Origin of the sequence: Saccharothrix longispora (assembly GCF_030852425.1) — a bacterium.
In the GTDB taxonomy this organism is placed as follows: domain Bacteria; phylum Actinomycetota; class Actinomycetes; order Mycobacteriales; family Pseudonocardiaceae; genus Actinosynnema; species Actinosynnema longispora.
Window position 1 is genome coordinate 204,812 of sequence record NZ_NSDM01000001.1, and the last position, 15,388, is coordinate 220,199.

Consider the following 15,388-nt stretch of genomic DNA (forward strand, 5'->3'; position numbering starts at 1 on the left):
ACAATAGGCACCCTTTCGGGGTGCCTATTGGCGTATTTGGACACTTTTCGGTGACGGCCTGTAACTATGATCGAATTCGTGTCGATGTCCCGGACGTCACACCCGCTGTCGCGGGCAGCCCGTCCGAGGAGAACCCCCATGTCGTACCCCCAGCCGCCGCAGGTGCACCACCAGCCGCCGATGCCGCCGCCGGCGCCGCAGAACGGCCTCGGCACGGCCGGTTTCGTGCTCGGCCTCGTCGGCCTGCTGTTCAGCTTCCTGCCGGTGATCGGGGTCGTCGCGTGGCCACTGGTCATCCTGGGCCTCGTGCTCGGGCTGGTCGGCGTCTCCAAGGCCAACCGCGGTCAGGCGACCAACAAGGGCCTCGCCGTCGCGGGCATCGCGCTGTCCGCGATCGGCCTGGTGATCTGCGTCCTGTGGGCGGCGGTGTTCACCAAGGCGGCGTCCGACGTGGACCGGGCGATGGACGAGCTGGAGGCGGAGGCCGACAAGCAGTCCGTGGTGCTCTACGAGGTCACCGGCGAGGGGACCGGCGCCGGCGTCACGTACTCGTCCTACAGCGACGGCGGCGCGTCCACCAACGACGAGGACATCACCACGTTCCCGTGGACCAAGGAGGTCACCGTCAAGGGTCTGTTCAGCGGCGGCACCCTGACGGTGATGACCGGGGCCGACGGGGGCACCGTCACGTGCCGCATCACGGTGGACGGCGTGGAGAAGAAGACCGCCACCGCGACCGGGGCGTTCTCCGTCGCCAGCTGCTCCGACTTCTGAGCCACCCTGCGTAACCCGTTCGGGTGAAGGCTGTAACCGGCGGTCGTGTCACACCGATGGTCCATTCAGTCCCACCGGTCCACGTCCGAGGAGCCCCATGCCGGAGCCCGAACGGCCCCCACGACCGCGCTTCCGCACGTGGTCCGTCGTCGCGGGCGCGGCGGCGCTGGTGATCGGGGCACTGGCCCTCGTCCTGTGGGCCACCCGGCCGGTGCCACCGGTGCGGGTGGTCTACGAGGTGAGCGGCGAGGTGGAGCGGGCCACCGTCACCTACTCGACCTTCCGGCAGGGCGGGACGCACCCCGGGGAGACGCTCCGCGAGGAGCTGACCGCGCTGCCCTGGCGCAAGGAGCTGGTGGTGGCCGACGCACCCGTCGACGGCGTCCTCACCGTCACCATCGGCCAGTCCGGCGGGGACGTGGCGTGCGCGGTGACCGTGGACGGCGTCGAGCGGCGCTCGGCCACGGCCACCGGCGCGCACACCAGCGCCCTGTGCAACGGTTTCTGACGGCCCGCGGAGAGCCCCCGCGGAGAGTCCCCGCGGAAGAGCCTCAGGGCAGCCGCACGCGGGCCGACGCGCCCCCGAGGACCGACTTGCCCTCGAACGAGGCCGTCACGTTGACCTTGAACGTGCCGTCCTCCAGGACCTTGGTCACCTTGCCCGTCACCTCCACGAGCGCGCCCTCGTCGTCGTCCGGCACCGGGACGGGCCGCCCGAACCGCACGCCGTACTCGACGACGGCGCCCGGGTCGCCGGCCCACTCGGTGACGATCCGGCCCGCGAGGCCCATGGTGAGCATCCCGTGCGCGATCACGCCCGGCAGGCCGACCTCGCGGGCGAACCGCTCGTTCCAGTGGATCGGGTTGAAGTCGCCCGACGCGCCCGCGTAGCGGACCAGGTCGGCTCGGGTGATGCGCAGCGTCAGCGGCGGCAGGGCGTCGCCGACGGAGACGTCCGAAGCCCTGATCACGACTCCTCCCCGCGGACCACGAGGGTGGACTTGGCGGTGGTGACCGGCTCGCCGTCCTCGGTGGTGATCTCGGCGCGCAGCGCCAGCATGTCGTTGCCCATCCGGGACGTGATGCCGTCGACGTGCAGCACCACGGACAGCCGGTCGCCCGCCGTGATGGGGCGGTGGTGGACGAACACCTGGTCGCCGTGCACCACGCGGCTGTAGTCCAGGCCCAGCTCGGGGTCCCCGACCAGCACGTCGTTGATCTTCAGCGACAGCACGACCGCGAACGTCGGCGGCGCGATGACGTCCGGGTGGCCCAGGGCGCGCGCGGCCTCGGGGTCGCGGTGCGCCGGGCTCGGTTCCCCGACCGCGTCGGCGAACTCGCGGATCTTCTCGCGGCCGACTTCGTAGGGGGGCGACGGCGGGTAGGAACGTCCGACGTAGGACTGGTCGAGAGGCACGGCACGCAGGCTATACGCGACGAGGCCCGCCCCCACGCGGGGGACGGGCCTCGTCGAAGCGGTGCTACCGGCTCAGCGGGTTTCCTTGTGAGCGCGGTGGGTCTTGCAGTTCGGGCAGAACTTCTTGATCTCCAGGCGGTCCGGGTCGTTGCGCCGGTTCTTCCTGGTGATGTAGTTCCGGTGCTTGCACTCCTCGCACGCGAGGGTGATCTTGGGGCGTACGTCGGTTGCAGCCACGGTCCTTGCCTTCCTAGAGCGCGTGTGCCCCGGTTCCCCAGTGCGGGCTTACCGCCTGGCGGGGATCTTGCGAGTAGCGGTGGCCGGACTTGAACCGGCGACACAGCGATTATGAGCCGCTTGCTCTACCAACTGAGCTACACCGCTTTACACAAGTCAGCCGCGATGCTTGAGCACCGCGGCCGGTTGTGGAGCCCCTTTACGGAATCGAACCGTAGACCTTCTCCTTACCATGGAGACGCTCTGCCGACTGAGCTAAAGGGGCTTGCTCTTGCAGCGAGTAGAACTCTACAACACCCCTCCCGCAGGAGTGAAATCGGGGGTGCCGATCAATGCACCAGAGTGAGCACCGTCTCATCCCGGGCACCCCTGACCTGCACGGTCCGCGCCCGCAGCCACGCCTCGAAGCGGTCCTCGGACAGCGGCCGGGAGATCAGGTAGCCCTGCGCCACGTCGCAGCCCATGCCGACCAGCTGGTCGCGCGCGGCGTCGTCCTCGACGCCCTCGGCGACCACGGTGAGGCCGAGCGAGTGGCCCAGCTCGACGATGGAGCGGACCACGGCCATGTCGCCCAGGTCCGTGCCCATGCCGAGCACGAAGCTCTTGTCGATCTTGACCTCGTCCACCGGCAGCTGGCGCAGGTAGGCCAGTGACGAGTAGCCGGTGCCGAAGTCGTCCACGGCCAGCACGACGCCCATCTGGTGCAGGCGGCGCAGCACGGGCAGCGCGCGCTCCGGGTCGGCCATCACCCCGGACTCGGTCAGCTCGAACGTGAGCAGCTCCGGCGGCACCTCGTGCCGGCGCAGGGCCGCCGCGACGCGGTCGGGGAACTCCTCGTCGGCCAGCGTGCGCACGGACAGGTTGACCGCGATCGACATCCGCAGCCCGCGGTCGATCCACAGCCTGACCCGCTCCAGGGCCCGGTCCATCACGAAGTCCGTCAGCACGTCGACCAGGCCGGTGGCCTCGACGGCGGGCACGAACTCGTCCGGGTCGACGCGGCCGAACTCCGGGTGCTTCCAGCGCACCAGGGCCTCCGCGCCGATCACCTGGCGGCTCGGCAGGGCGATCTTGGGCTGGTAGTGCACGGAGACCTGGCCGTTCTCCAGGGCCGAGCGGAACTGCGTGACGAGCTGGAAGCGGCGCAGGAAGATCTGGCCCATGCTCGGCGCGTACTGGCGCAGCGGCTCGTTCTCGCTGGTCGCCCGCACGGCCACGTCGGCGTGCTGGAGCAGCACGTCGGGCTCGTACTCCTCCAGCTCCTCGTCCGCGGTGGTGGCCCAGCCGACGACCGCGCCCGCCTCCACGGTGAGCCGGTCGACGGGGTAGGGCACGGACAACGCCGCGCGCAGCCTCTCGGCGATCTCCCGGACCCGCTCGGACTGCCGGTCGAGCAGCAGCGCGGCGAACGCGCCGCCCTCCAGGCGGGCCAGCGGCACCTCGGGGCCCAGCTCGTCGCGCAGCCTGCGGCCGGCGGCGACGACCATCCGGTTGGCCCAGGTCTGCCCGAGCGCGTCCGAGACGGTGGACAGCACGTCGAGGTCCACGCGCACCACGACGGCCGTGTCGGCCTGCCGCATCGGCTCGCTCGCGGCCTCGCGGAAGCCCGGCCGGTTGAGCAGGCCGGTCAGCGGGTCGTGGTAGGCGTCGTGGCGCAGCCGGGCGAGGAGCCTGCGGTTGTCCACGGCGGTCGAGAGGTGGCTGGCGAGCGTGCGCAGCAGCTGGAGGTCCGCCTTGCCGAAGCCGCGCCACCGGCTGAGCCGGTCGTGCACCTCGACCGCGCCGAGCAGCTGGGTCGCCCCGCGCAGCGGCACGACCAGCGCCTCCTGCGCGTCCCGGCGGGCCAGGGCCTCGGAGACCTCCTCGCCCGCGTCGACGACCCGGAAGTACCGCACCTGCGCGCCGGGCAGCTGGAGCATGGCGTCCTCGCGCAGCACGCGCGGGTCGTCGCGGCGCATCCCCGGCGGCAGCGGCTCACCCGAGACGAAGCTGCGCATCGGCGCCTGGGGGTCGGTGCGCAGCCGCAGCACGACGCGGTTGGAGTTGAGCTGCTCGCGGATGCGGTCGGCGATCAGCTGCCACTCGTCGTCCTCGGCGCGGCCGTCGCCGGCGTCCGGGATCGCGCCGCGCGGGCCCGTGGCGTGCCGGCCGGAGCGGGCGACGCGCAGCGAGACCTCGCTCAGCGCCTCCAGGTCGCGCTGCTCGCGCAGCAGGCCCGAGTAGGCGAGGTAGATGGCGGTGATGCCGGCGAAGACCAGGCCGATCAGCAGGCCGCCCCACGGCACGCGCGTCGCGACCTCGTAGCCGACGAGGCCGGCGGAGGTGTTCAGCAGCGCCACCACGAGGGTCTGCGCGACCAGGCGCAGCGCCGGGCCGAGCCGCATGCCCTTGCGCATGATCCGCAGCGCGGTCAGGCCGAGCAGGCTGGCCAGCAGCGGCACGGCGATCGTGCCGACGAACGCGCCCGCCCAGACCGGGCCGCTGCGGCCGAGGAGCTCCTTGACCCACTCGGCGACCGCGAAGGCCACCGAGATCTCCATGAACATCAGGCCGGCGTTGTAGACGGCGCGGTCGAGCACGCGGCGGCCGAGCAGCGTGCCGACGCCCGCGACGACGTGCGCGGCGAGCACGACCTCGAACGGCGCGACGAGCAGGCCGAGCACGAGCGGGATCTCGGTGAACGAGATGGTCCAGGCCACCCCGCTGCGCACGTCGACGTTGATGGCGAGCTGCTCGGCCAGCAGGAAGCCGACGACGAGCAGCGGGCCGGTCCACAGCAGGCTCGGCGTGGCGGAGTTGTCGGGCAGCCAGGAGCCGACGGCGAACGCGGACAACCCGCCCGCGACGAGGAGCAGGGCCGCGAACACGCTGAAGGAGCGGTTCGTGGACCGGGACGGCGCGGTGGGCGCCTTGGCCGACGCGTGGTCGGACATCCAGCCTCCTCGTCGGCCGTCGTCACGGTGGGCCGGGTCGCGGCCTGCGGGCTCCTGGCGTGACTGAGGGGTCCCGAACGTCGACCAGGACCCCTCCAAGGCTGCCAATGTACCCCGGTCGGGGGACGAAATGGCAGGTCGTAGGACGGATTACCACGAAAGGTGACGACGCCGTTCACACGTTCAGCAGGCCCTTCACCACCACGACCGCACGGCGCGAGAAGCGTGCCCGACCACCGGCGGCGGTGGTCCGGACCAGCCCACCGCGGCGTGGCGCCTGCTCAGCCGACAGGTCGCCGCACCCCGGCCGGTCGGGGTGCGCCGGGACGGTCACGGTGTGCGCGGAACCGGTTACGGACACCTCCGGGACTCCGTAGGGAACGTTCACCGCATCCGGCTCCACAGGGTCACCGGTCCCGCCTACACCCCCACCGGTTCCCGCCGCGCGACCGCCGCGTCGCCCCGCAGCACCGCGCGCACGCCCTCCAGCACCCGGCACGCCTCCGTGGCCGCCACGTGCTGGGCGGCGCCGCTGCCGATCGCGTCGCGCAGCGCGAGCCACACCGCGGACTCGTCCTCGCGCACCGCGCCGAGCAGGTCGTGCCGCTCGGGGTACGGGTGCAGCGCGATCTTGCCGACCAGCCCCTTGAGCGTGCCGAAGACGTCCTTGGGCAGGTCCCCCGCGAGCCGTTCGAGCTTGGCCGCCAGGTCCACCCCGGTCAGCTCGGACGCCGACAGCGGCCCGAAGTTCAGCACCGCGGCCAGGCCGTACTCCAGGTCGTCCACGGCGTTGAGCAGCGCGCCGACGTCGGCGGGCGCGGGCGACGACGACCGGGGCGAGCGACGGCGCCCCGGGAACGGGACGACCCGGCCGAGGAGCACGCCGGTCGCGAGGGCCGCGAGGGCGATGAGGATTTCGCTCATGGCCCGAGTGTCGGCCCGGCGACCGCCCCCGCCCCGCCGGTCCGCGACGGCGGGTCGATCGCGTCGCCGACCGGTCGGCCGCACTTCGGCTGGGCCGATCAGCGCAACCGGTCACCGCGCCAGGGAGGACCGAACGGACGCCACACCGTCGGGTGATCTCGCCTGGGCCACCCGAGTGAACCCGGGTCGGCCGGGTACTCGGGGCCCGGGGCCGGACCTCCTGTGAAAAGAGGGAAGCTGGTATGGGCAGAGCTGGCGAGGGGGTCGCCGTGATCGTCGTGCAGGAGCTGTCCGGCCGGGCCAGGTCCATGCTCCGGGCCGTCGCCGCGGGCAGGGCGCAACTGTCGGGAGGACGAGAACCGGACCTGTACGTGGACGGGCTGCCGTGCTGCGACCAGATGGTCACGCACGACCTGGTCCACGCGGGCCTGCTGAGGGCGCGCCGCGCGGTCGGCCTGGACGAGCGGGTGGACGCGGAGCTGACCGAGGCGGGGAGAGCGGCGATCGCATGACCCTCGAACAAACGTTCGACATGGGTTATGCTGCATCGCGAGGCCGGCACGCAAGCGAGAGGAAGCGCTTGCGCGTCGGCCTCACCTACGTCACGGCTCCGCGGACCCCGCTCGGGGCCGCCGACCGGCGCAGCACCCCGTGAACGACGAAGACCCCCGCTCGCTCTCGGCAAGCAGGGGTCTTCGTCTCGCGTGGCGGGTAGAGGATTCGAACCTCTGTAGCTTTCGCGACGGATTTACAGACTCCTACCACCACGCGCCTTGACCTGGCCTTTTGCAACTAGAAGGGTCAGTTTGGACGTGGCTTGGACGCGGCCCGGTGTTGCCCGTGCAGCGGACGGCCGCGTCCATGACGCGCCGCAGCGCCCAAGGAGGCGCACTCCCCCGCCCCTGAACCCTGCGCTAGGTCTGCCCTACCTGTGCCTGCCCTACGAGCGCCCCATGCCAGCGACTGCGCCAGCACACATCGGCCACCGCGTGAACCAGAACACCTGGGAACTTCAGAGCAGTACCACCTGTGAGGTACGCGCCACCTACCCCACAGCTACCCACGGTATGCGTACAGGTGCGTACAGGTGCGTACAGGTGCGTACACAAGTGTGTGCGGAAGCGCTGTAGATTCAACTGTGTTCCACAGAGATCAGCGGCCGAGGATCGCTCCGGGGGTGCCGCCCCGTTCGACCCCCGGCCGCCGACAGGGTCACCTACCTCTTGCGCAGCGCACTGGCAGCGGAGTGGAGACCGAGACCGAGGAGCCCGGTGATCATGTAGATCACCGGGCTCCCGCCGGTCAAGATCGGACCCGAAAGGGTCACCGTCTCTAAACCGACCGCCAAGTGATCACAGACCTGGGCCGCTCGCTCTCGGGACCTCCGTGATGGTGACCCCTCGCGCTCCTGCCTCTCGCTCAACTCTTGCCGCCGTCCCCCGGTGATCTCCAGGCGAACCCTTCGGGTTCAGGTTGTCCTCCACCGGATCCGGGTGGAGGACAACGGAAGTTGGCAAGTTGATCGAAGTCGGAACACGTGCCGCAGACTGTACAAGGCCCCGCGCGCAGGGGGTCCGAACGACCTAGCGTCACAGGTGACACCACACGTGACACCATCATGACGCCATTCGATGCCGTAGGCCGTTGACGTGCAGAAATACAGGGTCACAGCGGTCAAGGGTGAAGCACTGCCCACTACCGCCCGTGCGCTTGAGACGCTTCGATCAGCGAATCTTCGCAGCTACAGGCCTTGCAGCCATTGGGAGATCAGTACGTCGGTGTGCACCGCTTTCCCATGTGGGCAACTAGCTGAACTGCCCGTCAGCACCCTTGGATGAGCTTGGTGAAGATGGCGTTGACGGTGGCTGTGGCCAAGGTTGCGGCCCCTGCCCGCCGCGTAGAACTTGCTTCACCTGCTTGTTGCTTGATCATGTAACCCGGATGGCGCTTGCCTGTCTACAGGATCGGTAACTGCGGTAACTGGGGTAACCGTGCAGGTCAGAGGGTTACCTTTGATCATGGGTTACGGATGTGGATCGGTAACCGCACCTACCGACTCTCGTTCTGCTATCGGGCGAGCACCACAAGGCGGCTGTAGCCGAGGGCGTGACGGAAGCACCACCGCACCTGCCTCCGGCTACAGCCTTCCGGTTCCCGGTTACCGATTCCAATCGGTAACCGGCCCTCTATCGGTGACCGTCCGACCTGCACGGTTACCGCAGTTACCGCAGTTACCGATCCCAGAGGCACCCACCGCCCGCACGACCAAGCGTGACGATTCCCCTGCGGGCAAGATCACCTTAGTACGGCGTTTGACGGCACACCTCCAGCGACAAAGACTCCGATCTGCTCAGCAGCCACCATGTAGCAGAGCCGATTGGTCCCCGGCACCGTTCGCGCCGAGTGCGGGCTGACGATTGCGCCAGCACACTTCCAAAGCGGATGACCAGGCGGTAGCGGCTCAGGGTCCGTCACGTCCAAGGCCGCGCGCAACCGGCCACTTTGCAACTCACTCACGAGCGCCGCAGTATCCACGATTTGACCGCGACCAGCGTTGACAAGCAATGCGCCGTCGTCCATTGCCGAAAGAAAGTCGGCGTCAACAAGCTTTCGCGTAGCCTCGTTCAGCGGTGCCGTCACCACAACTACCTGATGCCCAGGTAGCAAGTCAGGAAGTGCATCGGGCGCGTACACCCCTTCTCGGGCGACACTCGCAACAAGCGTCGACATGGCATCGAAGGCTGCGAGCTTCCGAGCCACCGCCATGCCGATACTCCCTGCCCCTAGGATGAGAACCTGTTTCCCAGCGAGCGTGTCAGCAGCAAAACGCCGATGGGCCCATGTCTCAGAATCCTGGAACCTCACCAAGGCTGGCCATTGACGCAATTGAGTGAGAATGGCCGACAGCACCCACTCTGACACCGGTCCGGCATGAGCGCCCCTAGCGCTGGCCAGGGTTACCTCTCTAGGCACGTGCTCGAACCATTCGTCCACTCCGGCAGAGAGAAGCTGCACCATACGCAGCTTGGGTAGTTGCTGAAGCAGCGGTATGGGCCGGTGACTGCCCCGGTACGGCGGAATCAAAAGTTCCGCAGAACGTTGCGTGTTGCTCAATTGAGAGTTGTTCGGGTCGTAGGTCAGTACCTCAAGCGCGGACTCGGCACCTAGAATCTCCCTACCCACCTGGTCGTCAACTTCATGACTGACCAAAACTTTCATCCGGGTCACCACATCAGCCCTCATTTACGATCGAAGCAACCAATTCGCGCGCTTGAGTCTGCAACGGCGCACCAGACGCACTGTTGTTTACCGTGAAGTGTGGAGCAGGTGGGCGGAAGTCGATGTCTATTGAAGCGATGTAGCTTGCCCAGTTGTCCAGCTTGAAGGAGTCGCGTGCGGCACCACGATGGCGTATGTAGGTGTGCATCGTGTCCGGATCACAGTGGACCCACACGAGCGACACCTTTGCGCCCATATCCTCACAGGAAGCTTCTAGACGATCCAACCAAGCCTCGTCTCTGAACTCCTTTACGAAGGGAGCGGTGACGATGGCACTGTTTCCGCACTGGACGTTCTCAGTCATGGTGTTGATCAGCGCTTCATATTCACGCGGACGGATTCGCGACAGGTAGCCTTCCGACTCTCGATCGTGCGGCGAAAGTCCAAGCACTTCCAGAGCCGCTTCAACGACCGGCCGGGTCAGGCTGTCTTTATCGAGCATCGGCCAGCCAGTCTCACGGGCGAGCACGCGCCCAAGCTCCGTCTTCCCGCTCCCTGCATAGCCGCCCACGAGCAGCACGTGAGGTGAGTCGGTACGTACCTCGGTTCGCGCGGCCTGGTCGGGAGCATTCACGATGCGCCCTGCGCGCGGCTTGCTGACGACCACGTTTTCAGCGGCAAGCAACTTCATGGCCTCGTTGATCGTGAACACGCTTACGCCCCACTGCTGGGCAAGGTCACGCGTGGACGGCAACGGCTGACCGTGACGCAGTACGCCAGCAGCGATCTCGTTGCGAATGTTCCTGGCCACCTGCTGCTGAAGCGGCTCACCTCGCGAGACACGAGGGTTCTGGCCTGACATGCAACCTCCGGTGCGCTGGACGTCTGACCAGCAGCATACCAGCCACCTAACAGGCCGCCGATCAGCGTTTACGCAGGTAGAAGCCATTTCTGGACAAGTTTTGACCAAACAGTTGACCCGCACTCCTAACAACTGTTAGCTTCCTCTCGTCGCCAGGTGTGGCGACAGACACACAGGAGGAAGCCTGATGTTCGGCGAGGAAGACGGACTGACCGAAGACGCGATCGACGCGTTGATCGCGCAAGCGGCGGACGAGGTGGCAGACCTGCCGCCCGCCACGTCCGCGCTCTTGGACGGCTCGGCGCTCAGGCGGCGGGACCGGCGCGAGGAGCGGCGCACCCTGGGCGGCACGGTGCGCGTGCTGCGCACGTTCGTCCCGCTGTCCGGCCCGATGGACAACGAGGCCGCGTGATGGCGAGCAAGTCGTTCCCCTGGGTGCTCATGCCGGTGCCGTGGGCCGATGGTCCGCAGTTCACCCGTGGCACGCACGACGGCTTGCCGCTGCTTTCCTATGGCTGCGCCCCCAAGAACAAGTTGGCCACGCGGCGGCAGTTGCGGGCGCTGGGGTTGCGGCCGAACGGTCAGGACCCGGTGGCGGTGCTGTACGTGCGGCACAGCGCCTCGGGCAAGACGGTGTTCGCGTCGCTGTACCTGATCGAGCGGGCCGCGCCGGTCCGGCCGATGACCCCGGCGAAGTTCACCGCTCTGGCCAAGGCCAACCTCGCGCGCCGCATCTGCGGCAACTGCGGCAAAGACCCGCTGTACGTGCTGCCGACCAGTACTCACCTGTGCTGGCCGTGCTTCGAACTGACCTCGGACACCCCGCAAGCCGCCTGATCAACCCGACTAGGGAGACACCCCCATGAGTTCATCCGCAACAAGGTCCAGCAGGCCCTCAACGCCAGCGCACGCGGTGACCAGCAGGGCGTGACGCAGGCGTTCAACGAGCTGCTCGCCGAGAACGACGCGACGCCCCGCGAGACCTTGCGCCAGGTCTACGACCTGGTCATGCCCGACAACAAGAAGTGAGTTCGCCCGGACCGGCGGCCTGGAACCGCCAAGAACCCGCCACCGGTCCGGCCCACCCCAACACCGCCCTCAAGAGGGCGGGTCAGGAGACCAAGAGCATGTCACGCACGACGTACGACGACACCGCAGTGTCGCGGGTGGAGTCCACCGCTCGCGCCACCTACGAGAGCGCTCACCCCGGCCACTCGTGGGAGTCGGCCCCGGCCTACCAGCGCGACCACGCCCGGCTGATCGAGCGGCAGCGCGCGGGGGTGGCCGACGATGAGTGAGCTGATCACCACCTATCCCCTGCCGTTCGCCGTGATGGCTGTCGTCGCCCTGGTGGTGGCGGTGCTGCTGTGGCGGCTGGTCGTGTCCGCTGCGATGGGCGCGTGTGGCCTCTACAGCTTGGCCGTGCACGGTGAGCACACCGTGGCCGCCCTGGTCGCGCTGTGCCTGCTGATCTGTGCCGCCGTTCTGGTGGCCGACCCGAAGTCTTCGCCGCGCCGTTCGGTGCGGATGCGTCGCCAGGAGGTGACGGCATGAGCGTCACGACGCTGCCCATGCCCGGTCCCGACGACTCCCGTGACGAGGTGGACCAGGCGGTGGCCGAGGTGATGCGCTACGTCGCGGCTCAGGCCCCGGCGCTCGTGCGGGACGAAACCCAGCCGGCGGGGAACCGTCACGAGGTGCCGGTGCGCACGCGGCGGGTGCGGCGGCTGCGCGCCGAGGTGGACGAGGCACACGCGCTGCTGAGCTTGCAGGGCGACGCCGCGCCGTTGGCCGTGGACTCCCGCAAGGTCCGACGCAGCCGCAAGCGCGCCATGCAGGCCGCACGGTTGCACGCATTGGCTCAGGACGCGGCGGCGCGGGCGTGGCAGGCGTCCCGGGTGCGGGCGGTGCTGACCGTGGTGGCCATGACGGCGTTGGTCGGCGCGCTGGCCTGGTCGACCACCGGGGTTCACCACACGCTGACGTTGAACACTCCGGTCCACAGCGCGGCGTGGTGGGGCGCGTGGGCGGTGGAGCCGGTCATCTCCGCCGTGCTGCTGGTCGTGGTGGCCGCCCGCGCCTACCTCGCTACCCGTGGCCGGGTGCTGGACCACCCGCACCTCAACCGGGTGGAGCGCGGCGCGCTGGCGGTGACGCTGACACTGAACGTCTGGCCGTACCTGCCGTTCGTCGCCGAGCGGTTCGAGCCGATGACGCTGCTCGCGCACTCGATCGGCCCCCTGGTGGCTGTAGCCGCCGTGACGGTCATGCCGGTCATCTGGGCAGAGTTCGCCGGGCTCGACCACGGCGACACCACCCCCGCCGATCCGCCCGTGACGCAAGCGCCCAGGGCGCAAACGTCACCCGTCACCCCGAGTCCGCGGGGAACCGTCACCACAGGTCAGGAGGCCGCGGGGGAACCGTCACGCGTCCCCACCGTGAGCGTCCCGGCGGCGGCTGACACCCCGATCGTGCAGGCAAAACCGCTCCCGACGCTGTCCAAGCGGGCGGCTGAGCTGCTGCCCCGGGTGAGCGCTGCGGTGGCCGCCGGGGAGCTTCCCCCGGTGCCGTCCGGCAGCGCGATCCGCACCCACCTCCGGTGCGGCAGCGAGTACGCCCGGGAGATCCGCGAGTACCTGACGGCCCATCACGAGAGCGAGGGTGACCGATGAGCACCACCACCGACCTCACGGCCCCCGGCTCCCCCGACGAGATCCCGGACAACGTCCGTCACCTGCGTCCGACCGGCACCGACGCCACGCCCGGCGCGGCGGTCGAGACCGTGCCGGTGGTGCTCGATGCGGAGATCGTGGACGAGGACCAGGCCGCCGTGCGGCCGGTGCTGGTGGACTCCGCCGAGGACACCACCGACGACTCCGACTGGGTCACGCGGCTGCGGCACCAGACCAGGCAGCCGATCGTCCCGCACTACCTGTCCAGCGTCGCCGAGATCAGGCAGACCGCGCGGTGGGTGCTGCGGCACTACGCGCACGCCACCGGCTACCACGCCGCGCGGGTACCGCTGTACCTGTGGCGGCTCGCGGCCCGGTCGCCGCGCGGCGCGCTGCTGCTGATGGCCGCGACCGGCCGGTGGGTCTCCGACTCGGAGGGCCGCCCGCTGCGGCGGGAGATGGCGCTGCGGGGTGACGCGGAGCGCTATCTCAAGCTCGTGGCCGAGCGCAACGCGCGGGTCCGGGTGCGCACCATCCTCACTCTGGTCGCGGGCACCGTGGGCACGGTGCTGCTGGTCGTGCTGCCCGACGTCGCGCCGGGGTGGGTGCTGTGGCTTTGCGGGCTGGTCGCGGTGTCCCTCCTCGGTTCGCTGGGCAGCACGGCGGACAAGCCGGTGGCCACCCGCGCCGTGGTCCAGGCGCAGGCCGCGCGGCTGACCTCCGACCTGGTGGTGAAGGCGCTGACCTCGCTGAGCATCGCCGGGATCAACGGGCCGATGGCCAAGAACCCGAACGCAATCGGGTTCACCTCCCCCATCCACCGCGACGGCCCCGGTTGGCGCGCGGACGTGGAGCTGCCCGGCGGTGTCACAGCGGCCGACGTGATCGAGCGGCGGGAGCGGCTGGCCTCCGGTCTCGGGCGCGCGCTGGGCTGCGTGTGGCCGGAGCAGGCACCGGACGGGCACCCCGGTCAGCTCGTGCTGTGGGTCGGTGACCGGGACATGTCCAAGGCCAAGCAGCCCGCGTGGCCACTGGCCAAGGGCGGCGCGATCGACCTGTTCACGCCGCAGCCGTTCGGCACCGACGTACGTGGCCGGTGGGTGTCGTTCGCCCTGATGTTCCTGGCCGGGGTCGTGGGCGCGATCCCACGCATGGGCAAGACGTTCACGCTGCGGCAACTGCTGCTCACCGCCGCTCTCGACCCCCGCGCGGAGCTGCACACCTACGACCTCAAGGGCACCGGGGACCTGTCCCCGCTCGCGCCGGTCTCCCACCGGTACCGGGCCGGTGACGACCCCGAAGACCTGGAGTACGCGCTTGCCGACCTCCGCGCGCTGCGGGAAGAGATGCGACGGCGCACGAAGGTGATCCGGGAACTGCCCAAGGACCTGTGCCCGGAGAACAAGGTCACCACCGAGTTGGCCTCGAAGCGGTCCCTGCGGCTGCACCCCGTCGTGATCGGGGTGGACGAGTGCCAGGTGTGGTTCGAGCACCCCGAGCACGGCGCGGAGATCGAGGAAATCTGCACCGACCTCGTGAAGCGCGGCCCGGCGACCGGCATCGTGCTGATCCTCGCCACCCAGCGGCCGGACTCGAAGTCCATCCCCACCCAGATCAGCGACAACGCCGTGTTGCGGTTCTGCCTCAAGGTCACCGGGCAGATGGCCAACGACATGGTGTTGGGCACCTCGTCCTACCGCAACGGTGAGCGCGCCACGCAGTTCTCGTTCTCCGACAAGGGGATCGGGCTGCTCAAGGGCGTCACCGACGACACCACCACCGTCAAGGGCGTCTACATCGACGGCCCCGGCGCGGAGACCATCGCGGGACGGGCACGCGCCGTGCGCAGCGCGGCCGGGCTGCTGTCCGGCTACGCGGCCGGGCTGGACGTCGAGGTGGACGAGGTGGCGGCGGACACGCTGCTGCCCGACGTGCTCACCGCGATGGGCGCGGCGGACAAGGCGTGGTCAGAGTCCATCGTGGACCGGCTCGCCGAGCTGCGACCGGCCGTCTACGGGCCGTGGGCGGAGCAGGACGGCAAGGACAAGGCCAAGCACCTGGCCGCCGCGCTCAAGCCCTACGGCGTGTCCACGGTGCAGGTCTGGGGCACCGACCCCGGCACCGGCAAGGGAGCCAACCGGCGCGGCGTCGAACGCGCACACATCACCAATGCCATCACCGAGCGTGACAGGAAGTAGGCCGGTGGCCTAGCCCGGAACGGCGCTGGGTCTAGCACGCGACCCCGCTAGACCTAGCGCCCCCGCTAGCACCCCACTTCACGCCTGATCAGCGCCCTAGTTCATAGCGGCGTCGGTGCCGCACACCCTGAAACAGCCCGAAAGGCCACATC

At 69.3% G+C, this 15,388-nt stretch carries 17 protein-coding genes and 2 tRNA genes; 9 read left to right on the forward strand and 10 right to left on the reverse strand.

Going from position 1 to position 15,388, the window contains the following annotated elements; all coding sequences use genetic code 11:
- Window positions 1–138: 138 nt before the first annotated feature.
- Window positions 139–774: an MmpS family transport accessory protein gene (locus CKY47_RS01040; RefSeq protein WP_306743671.1), complete on the forward strand. Its 636-nt coding sequence runs from the start codon at window positions 139–141 to the stop codon at window positions 772–774.
- 97 nt (window positions 775–871) lie between these two features.
- On the forward strand, window positions 872–1,282 hold the full coding sequence (locus CKY47_RS01045) for an MmpS family transport accessory protein (protein WP_306743672.1): 411 nt from the start codon (window positions 872–874) through the stop codon (window positions 1,280–1,282).
- Between the two features lie 43 nt (window positions 1,283–1,325).
- Here the strand turns inward: CKY47_RS01045 and CKY47_RS01050 are convergent, their stop codons facing one another.
- From CKY47_RS01050 to CKY47_RS01085, 8 genes are all read right to left on the reverse strand, one after another.
- Window positions 1,326–1,745: a MaoC family dehydratase gene (locus CKY47_RS01050; protein WP_306743673.1), complete on the reverse strand. Its 420-nt coding sequence runs from the start codon at window positions 1,743–1,745 to the stop codon at window positions 1,326–1,328.
- Window positions 1,742–2,191, reverse strand: coding sequence for a MaoC family dehydratase N-terminal domain-containing protein (locus tag CKY47_RS01055; protein ID WP_306743674.1), 450 nt, complete (start codon window positions 2,189–2,191; stop codon window positions 1,742–1,744). The genes CKY47_RS01050 and CKY47_RS01055 overlap by 4 nt, the downstream gene beginning before the upstream one ends.
- A 72-nt stretch (window positions 2,192–2,263) precedes the next feature.
- Window positions 2,264–2,428: a 50S ribosomal protein L33 gene (rpmG, locus tag CKY47_RS01060; RefSeq protein ID WP_015105301.1), complete on the reverse strand. Its 165-nt coding sequence runs from the start codon at window positions 2,426–2,428 to the stop codon at window positions 2,264–2,266.
- A 74-nt stretch (window positions 2,429–2,502) separates the two neighbouring features.
- Window positions 2,503–2,575 (reverse strand) — tRNA-Met (locus CKY47_RS01065).
- A 42-nt stretch (window positions 2,576–2,617) separates the two neighbouring features.
- Window positions 2,618–2,693, reverse strand: a tRNA-Thr gene (locus CKY47_RS01070).
- Window positions 2,694–2,757: 64 nt separating this feature from the next.
- Window positions 2,758–5,361 (reverse strand): EAL domain-containing protein, encoded by a 2,604-nt coding sequence (locus tag CKY47_RS01075; protein ID WP_306743675.1) that lies wholly within the window; start codon window positions 5,359–5,361, stop codon window positions 2,758–2,760.
- 175 nt (window positions 5,362–5,536) lie between these two features.
- Window positions 5,537–5,722: a hypothetical protein gene (locus tag CKY47_RS01080; RefSeq protein ID WP_306743676.1), complete on the reverse strand. Its 186-nt coding sequence runs from the start codon at window positions 5,720–5,722 to the stop codon at window positions 5,537–5,539.
- Between the two features lie 59 nt (window positions 5,723–5,781).
- Window positions 5,782–6,285 carry a hypothetical protein gene (locus CKY47_RS01085; protein ID WP_306743677.1) on the reverse strand — a complete coding sequence of 168 codons (504 nt, stop codon included), beginning with the start codon at window positions 6,283–6,285 and terminating at the stop codon, window positions 5,782–5,784.
- A gap of 242 nt (window positions 6,286–6,527) precedes the next feature.
- On the opposite strand from CKY47_RS01085, the gene CKY47_RS01090 reads away from it, so the two are divergent.
- Window positions 6,528–6,797, forward strand: coding sequence for a hypothetical protein (locus CKY47_RS01090; RefSeq protein WP_306743678.1), 270 nt, complete (start codon window positions 6,528–6,530; stop codon window positions 6,795–6,797).
- 1,783 nt (window positions 6,798–8,580) lie between these two features.
- Here the strand turns inward: CKY47_RS01090 and CKY47_RS01095 are convergent.
- Window positions 8,581–9,504 (reverse strand): NAD(P)-dependent oxidoreductase, encoded by a 924-nt coding sequence (locus tag CKY47_RS01095; RefSeq protein WP_306743679.1) that lies wholly within the window; start codon window positions 9,502–9,504, stop codon window positions 8,581–8,583.
- A gap of 13 nt (window positions 9,505–9,517) precedes the next feature.
- Complete coding sequence (locus CKY47_RS01100; protein WP_306743680.1) at window positions 9,518–10,366, reverse strand: GntR family transcriptional regulator; 849 nt, start codon at window positions 10,364–10,366, stop codon at window positions 9,518–9,520.
- 187 nt (window positions 10,367–10,553) lie between these two features.
- On the opposite strand from CKY47_RS01100, the gene CKY47_RS01105 reads away from it, so the two are divergent.
- From CKY47_RS01105 to CKY47_RS01130, 6 genes are all read left to right on the forward strand, one after another.
- Window positions 10,554–10,778, forward strand: a complete 225-nt coding sequence (locus CKY47_RS01105) for a hypothetical protein (RefSeq protein WP_306743681.1) — start codon at window positions 10,554–10,556, stop codon at window positions 10,776–10,778.
- The gene (locus CKY47_RS01110; RefSeq protein WP_306744517.1) at window positions 10,778–11,203 is read left to right on the forward strand and encodes an RRQRL motif-containing zinc-binding protein; all 426 of its coding nucleotides are present in this window, start codon (window positions 10,778–10,780) and stop codon (window positions 11,201–11,203) included. The genes CKY47_RS01105 and CKY47_RS01110 overlap by 1 nt, the downstream gene beginning before the upstream one ends.
- Window positions 11,204–11,493: 290 nt before the next feature.
- The gene (locus CKY47_RS01115; protein ID WP_306743682.1) at window positions 11,494–11,664 is read left to right on the forward strand and encodes a hypothetical protein; all 171 of its coding nucleotides are present in this window, start codon (window positions 11,494–11,496) and stop codon (window positions 11,662–11,664) included.
- Window positions 11,657–11,920 (forward strand): hypothetical protein, encoded by a 264-nt coding sequence (locus CKY47_RS01120; protein WP_306743683.1) that lies wholly within the window; start codon window positions 11,657–11,659, stop codon window positions 11,918–11,920. Before CKY47_RS01115 ends, CKY47_RS01120 begins: the two co-directional genes overlap by 8 nt.
- On the forward strand, window positions 11,917–13,038 hold the full coding sequence (locus CKY47_RS01125) for a hypothetical protein (RefSeq protein WP_306743684.1): 1,122 nt from the start codon (window positions 11,917–11,919) through the stop codon (window positions 13,036–13,038). Before CKY47_RS01120 ends, CKY47_RS01125 begins: the two co-directional genes overlap by 4 nt.
- On the forward strand, window positions 13,035–15,236 hold the full coding sequence (locus CKY47_RS01130) for a P-loop NTPase family protein (RefSeq protein ID WP_306743685.1): 2,202 nt from the start codon (window positions 13,035–13,037) through the stop codon (window positions 15,234–15,236). Before CKY47_RS01125 ends, CKY47_RS01130 begins: the two co-directional genes overlap by 4 nt.
- Window positions 15,237–15,388: the final 152 nt, after the last annotated feature.

Coding starts and splice junctions, on each gene's coding strand:
- CKY47_RS01040 (WP_306743671.1), top strand. CDS start 139: ATGTCGTACCCCCAGCCGCCGCAGGTGCACCACCAGCCGCCGATGCCG.
- CKY47_RS01045 (WP_306743672.1), top strand. CDS start 872: ATGCCGGAGCCCGAACGGCCCCCACGACCGCGCTTCCGCACGTGGTCC.
- CKY47_RS01075 (WP_306743675.1), bottom strand. CDS start 5,361: ATGTCCGACCACGCGTCGGCCAAGGCGCCCACCGCGCCGTCCCGGTCC.
- CKY47_RS01085 (WP_306743677.1), bottom strand. CDS start 6,285: ATGAGCGAAATCCTCATCGCCCTCGCGGCCCTCGCGACCGGCGTGCTC.
- CKY47_RS01090 (WP_306743678.1), top strand. CDS start 6,528: ATGGGCAGAGCTGGCGAGGGGGTCGCCGTGATCGTCGTGCAGGAGCTG.
- CKY47_RS01095 (WP_306743679.1), bottom strand. CDS start 9,504: ATGAAAGTTTTGGTCAGTCATGAAGTTGACGACCAGGTGGGTAGGGAG.
- CKY47_RS01100 (WP_306743680.1), bottom strand. CDS start 10,366: ATGTCAGGCCAGAACCCTCGTGTCTCGCGAGGTGAGCCGCTTCAGCAG.
- CKY47_RS01105 (WP_306743681.1), top strand. CDS start 10,554: ATGTTCGGCGAGGAAGACGGACTGACCGAAGACGCGATCGACGCGTTG.
- CKY47_RS01110 (WP_306744517.1), top strand. CDS start 10,778: ATGGCGAGCAAGTCGTTCCCCTGGGTGCTCATGCCGGTGCCGTGGGCC.
- CKY47_RS01115 (WP_306743682.1), top strand. CDS start 11,494: ATGTCACGCACGACGTACGACGACACCGCAGTGTCGCGGGTGGAGTCC.
- CKY47_RS01120 (WP_306743683.1), top strand. CDS start 11,657: ATGAGTGAGCTGATCACCACCTATCCCCTGCCGTTCGCCGTGATGGCT.
- CKY47_RS01125 (WP_306743684.1), top strand. CDS start 11,917: ATGAGCGTCACGACGCTGCCCATGCCCGGTCCCGACGACTCCCGTGAC.
- CKY47_RS01130 (WP_306743685.1), top strand. CDS start 13,035: ATGAGCACCACCACCGACCTCACGGCCCCCGGCTCCCCCGACGAGATC.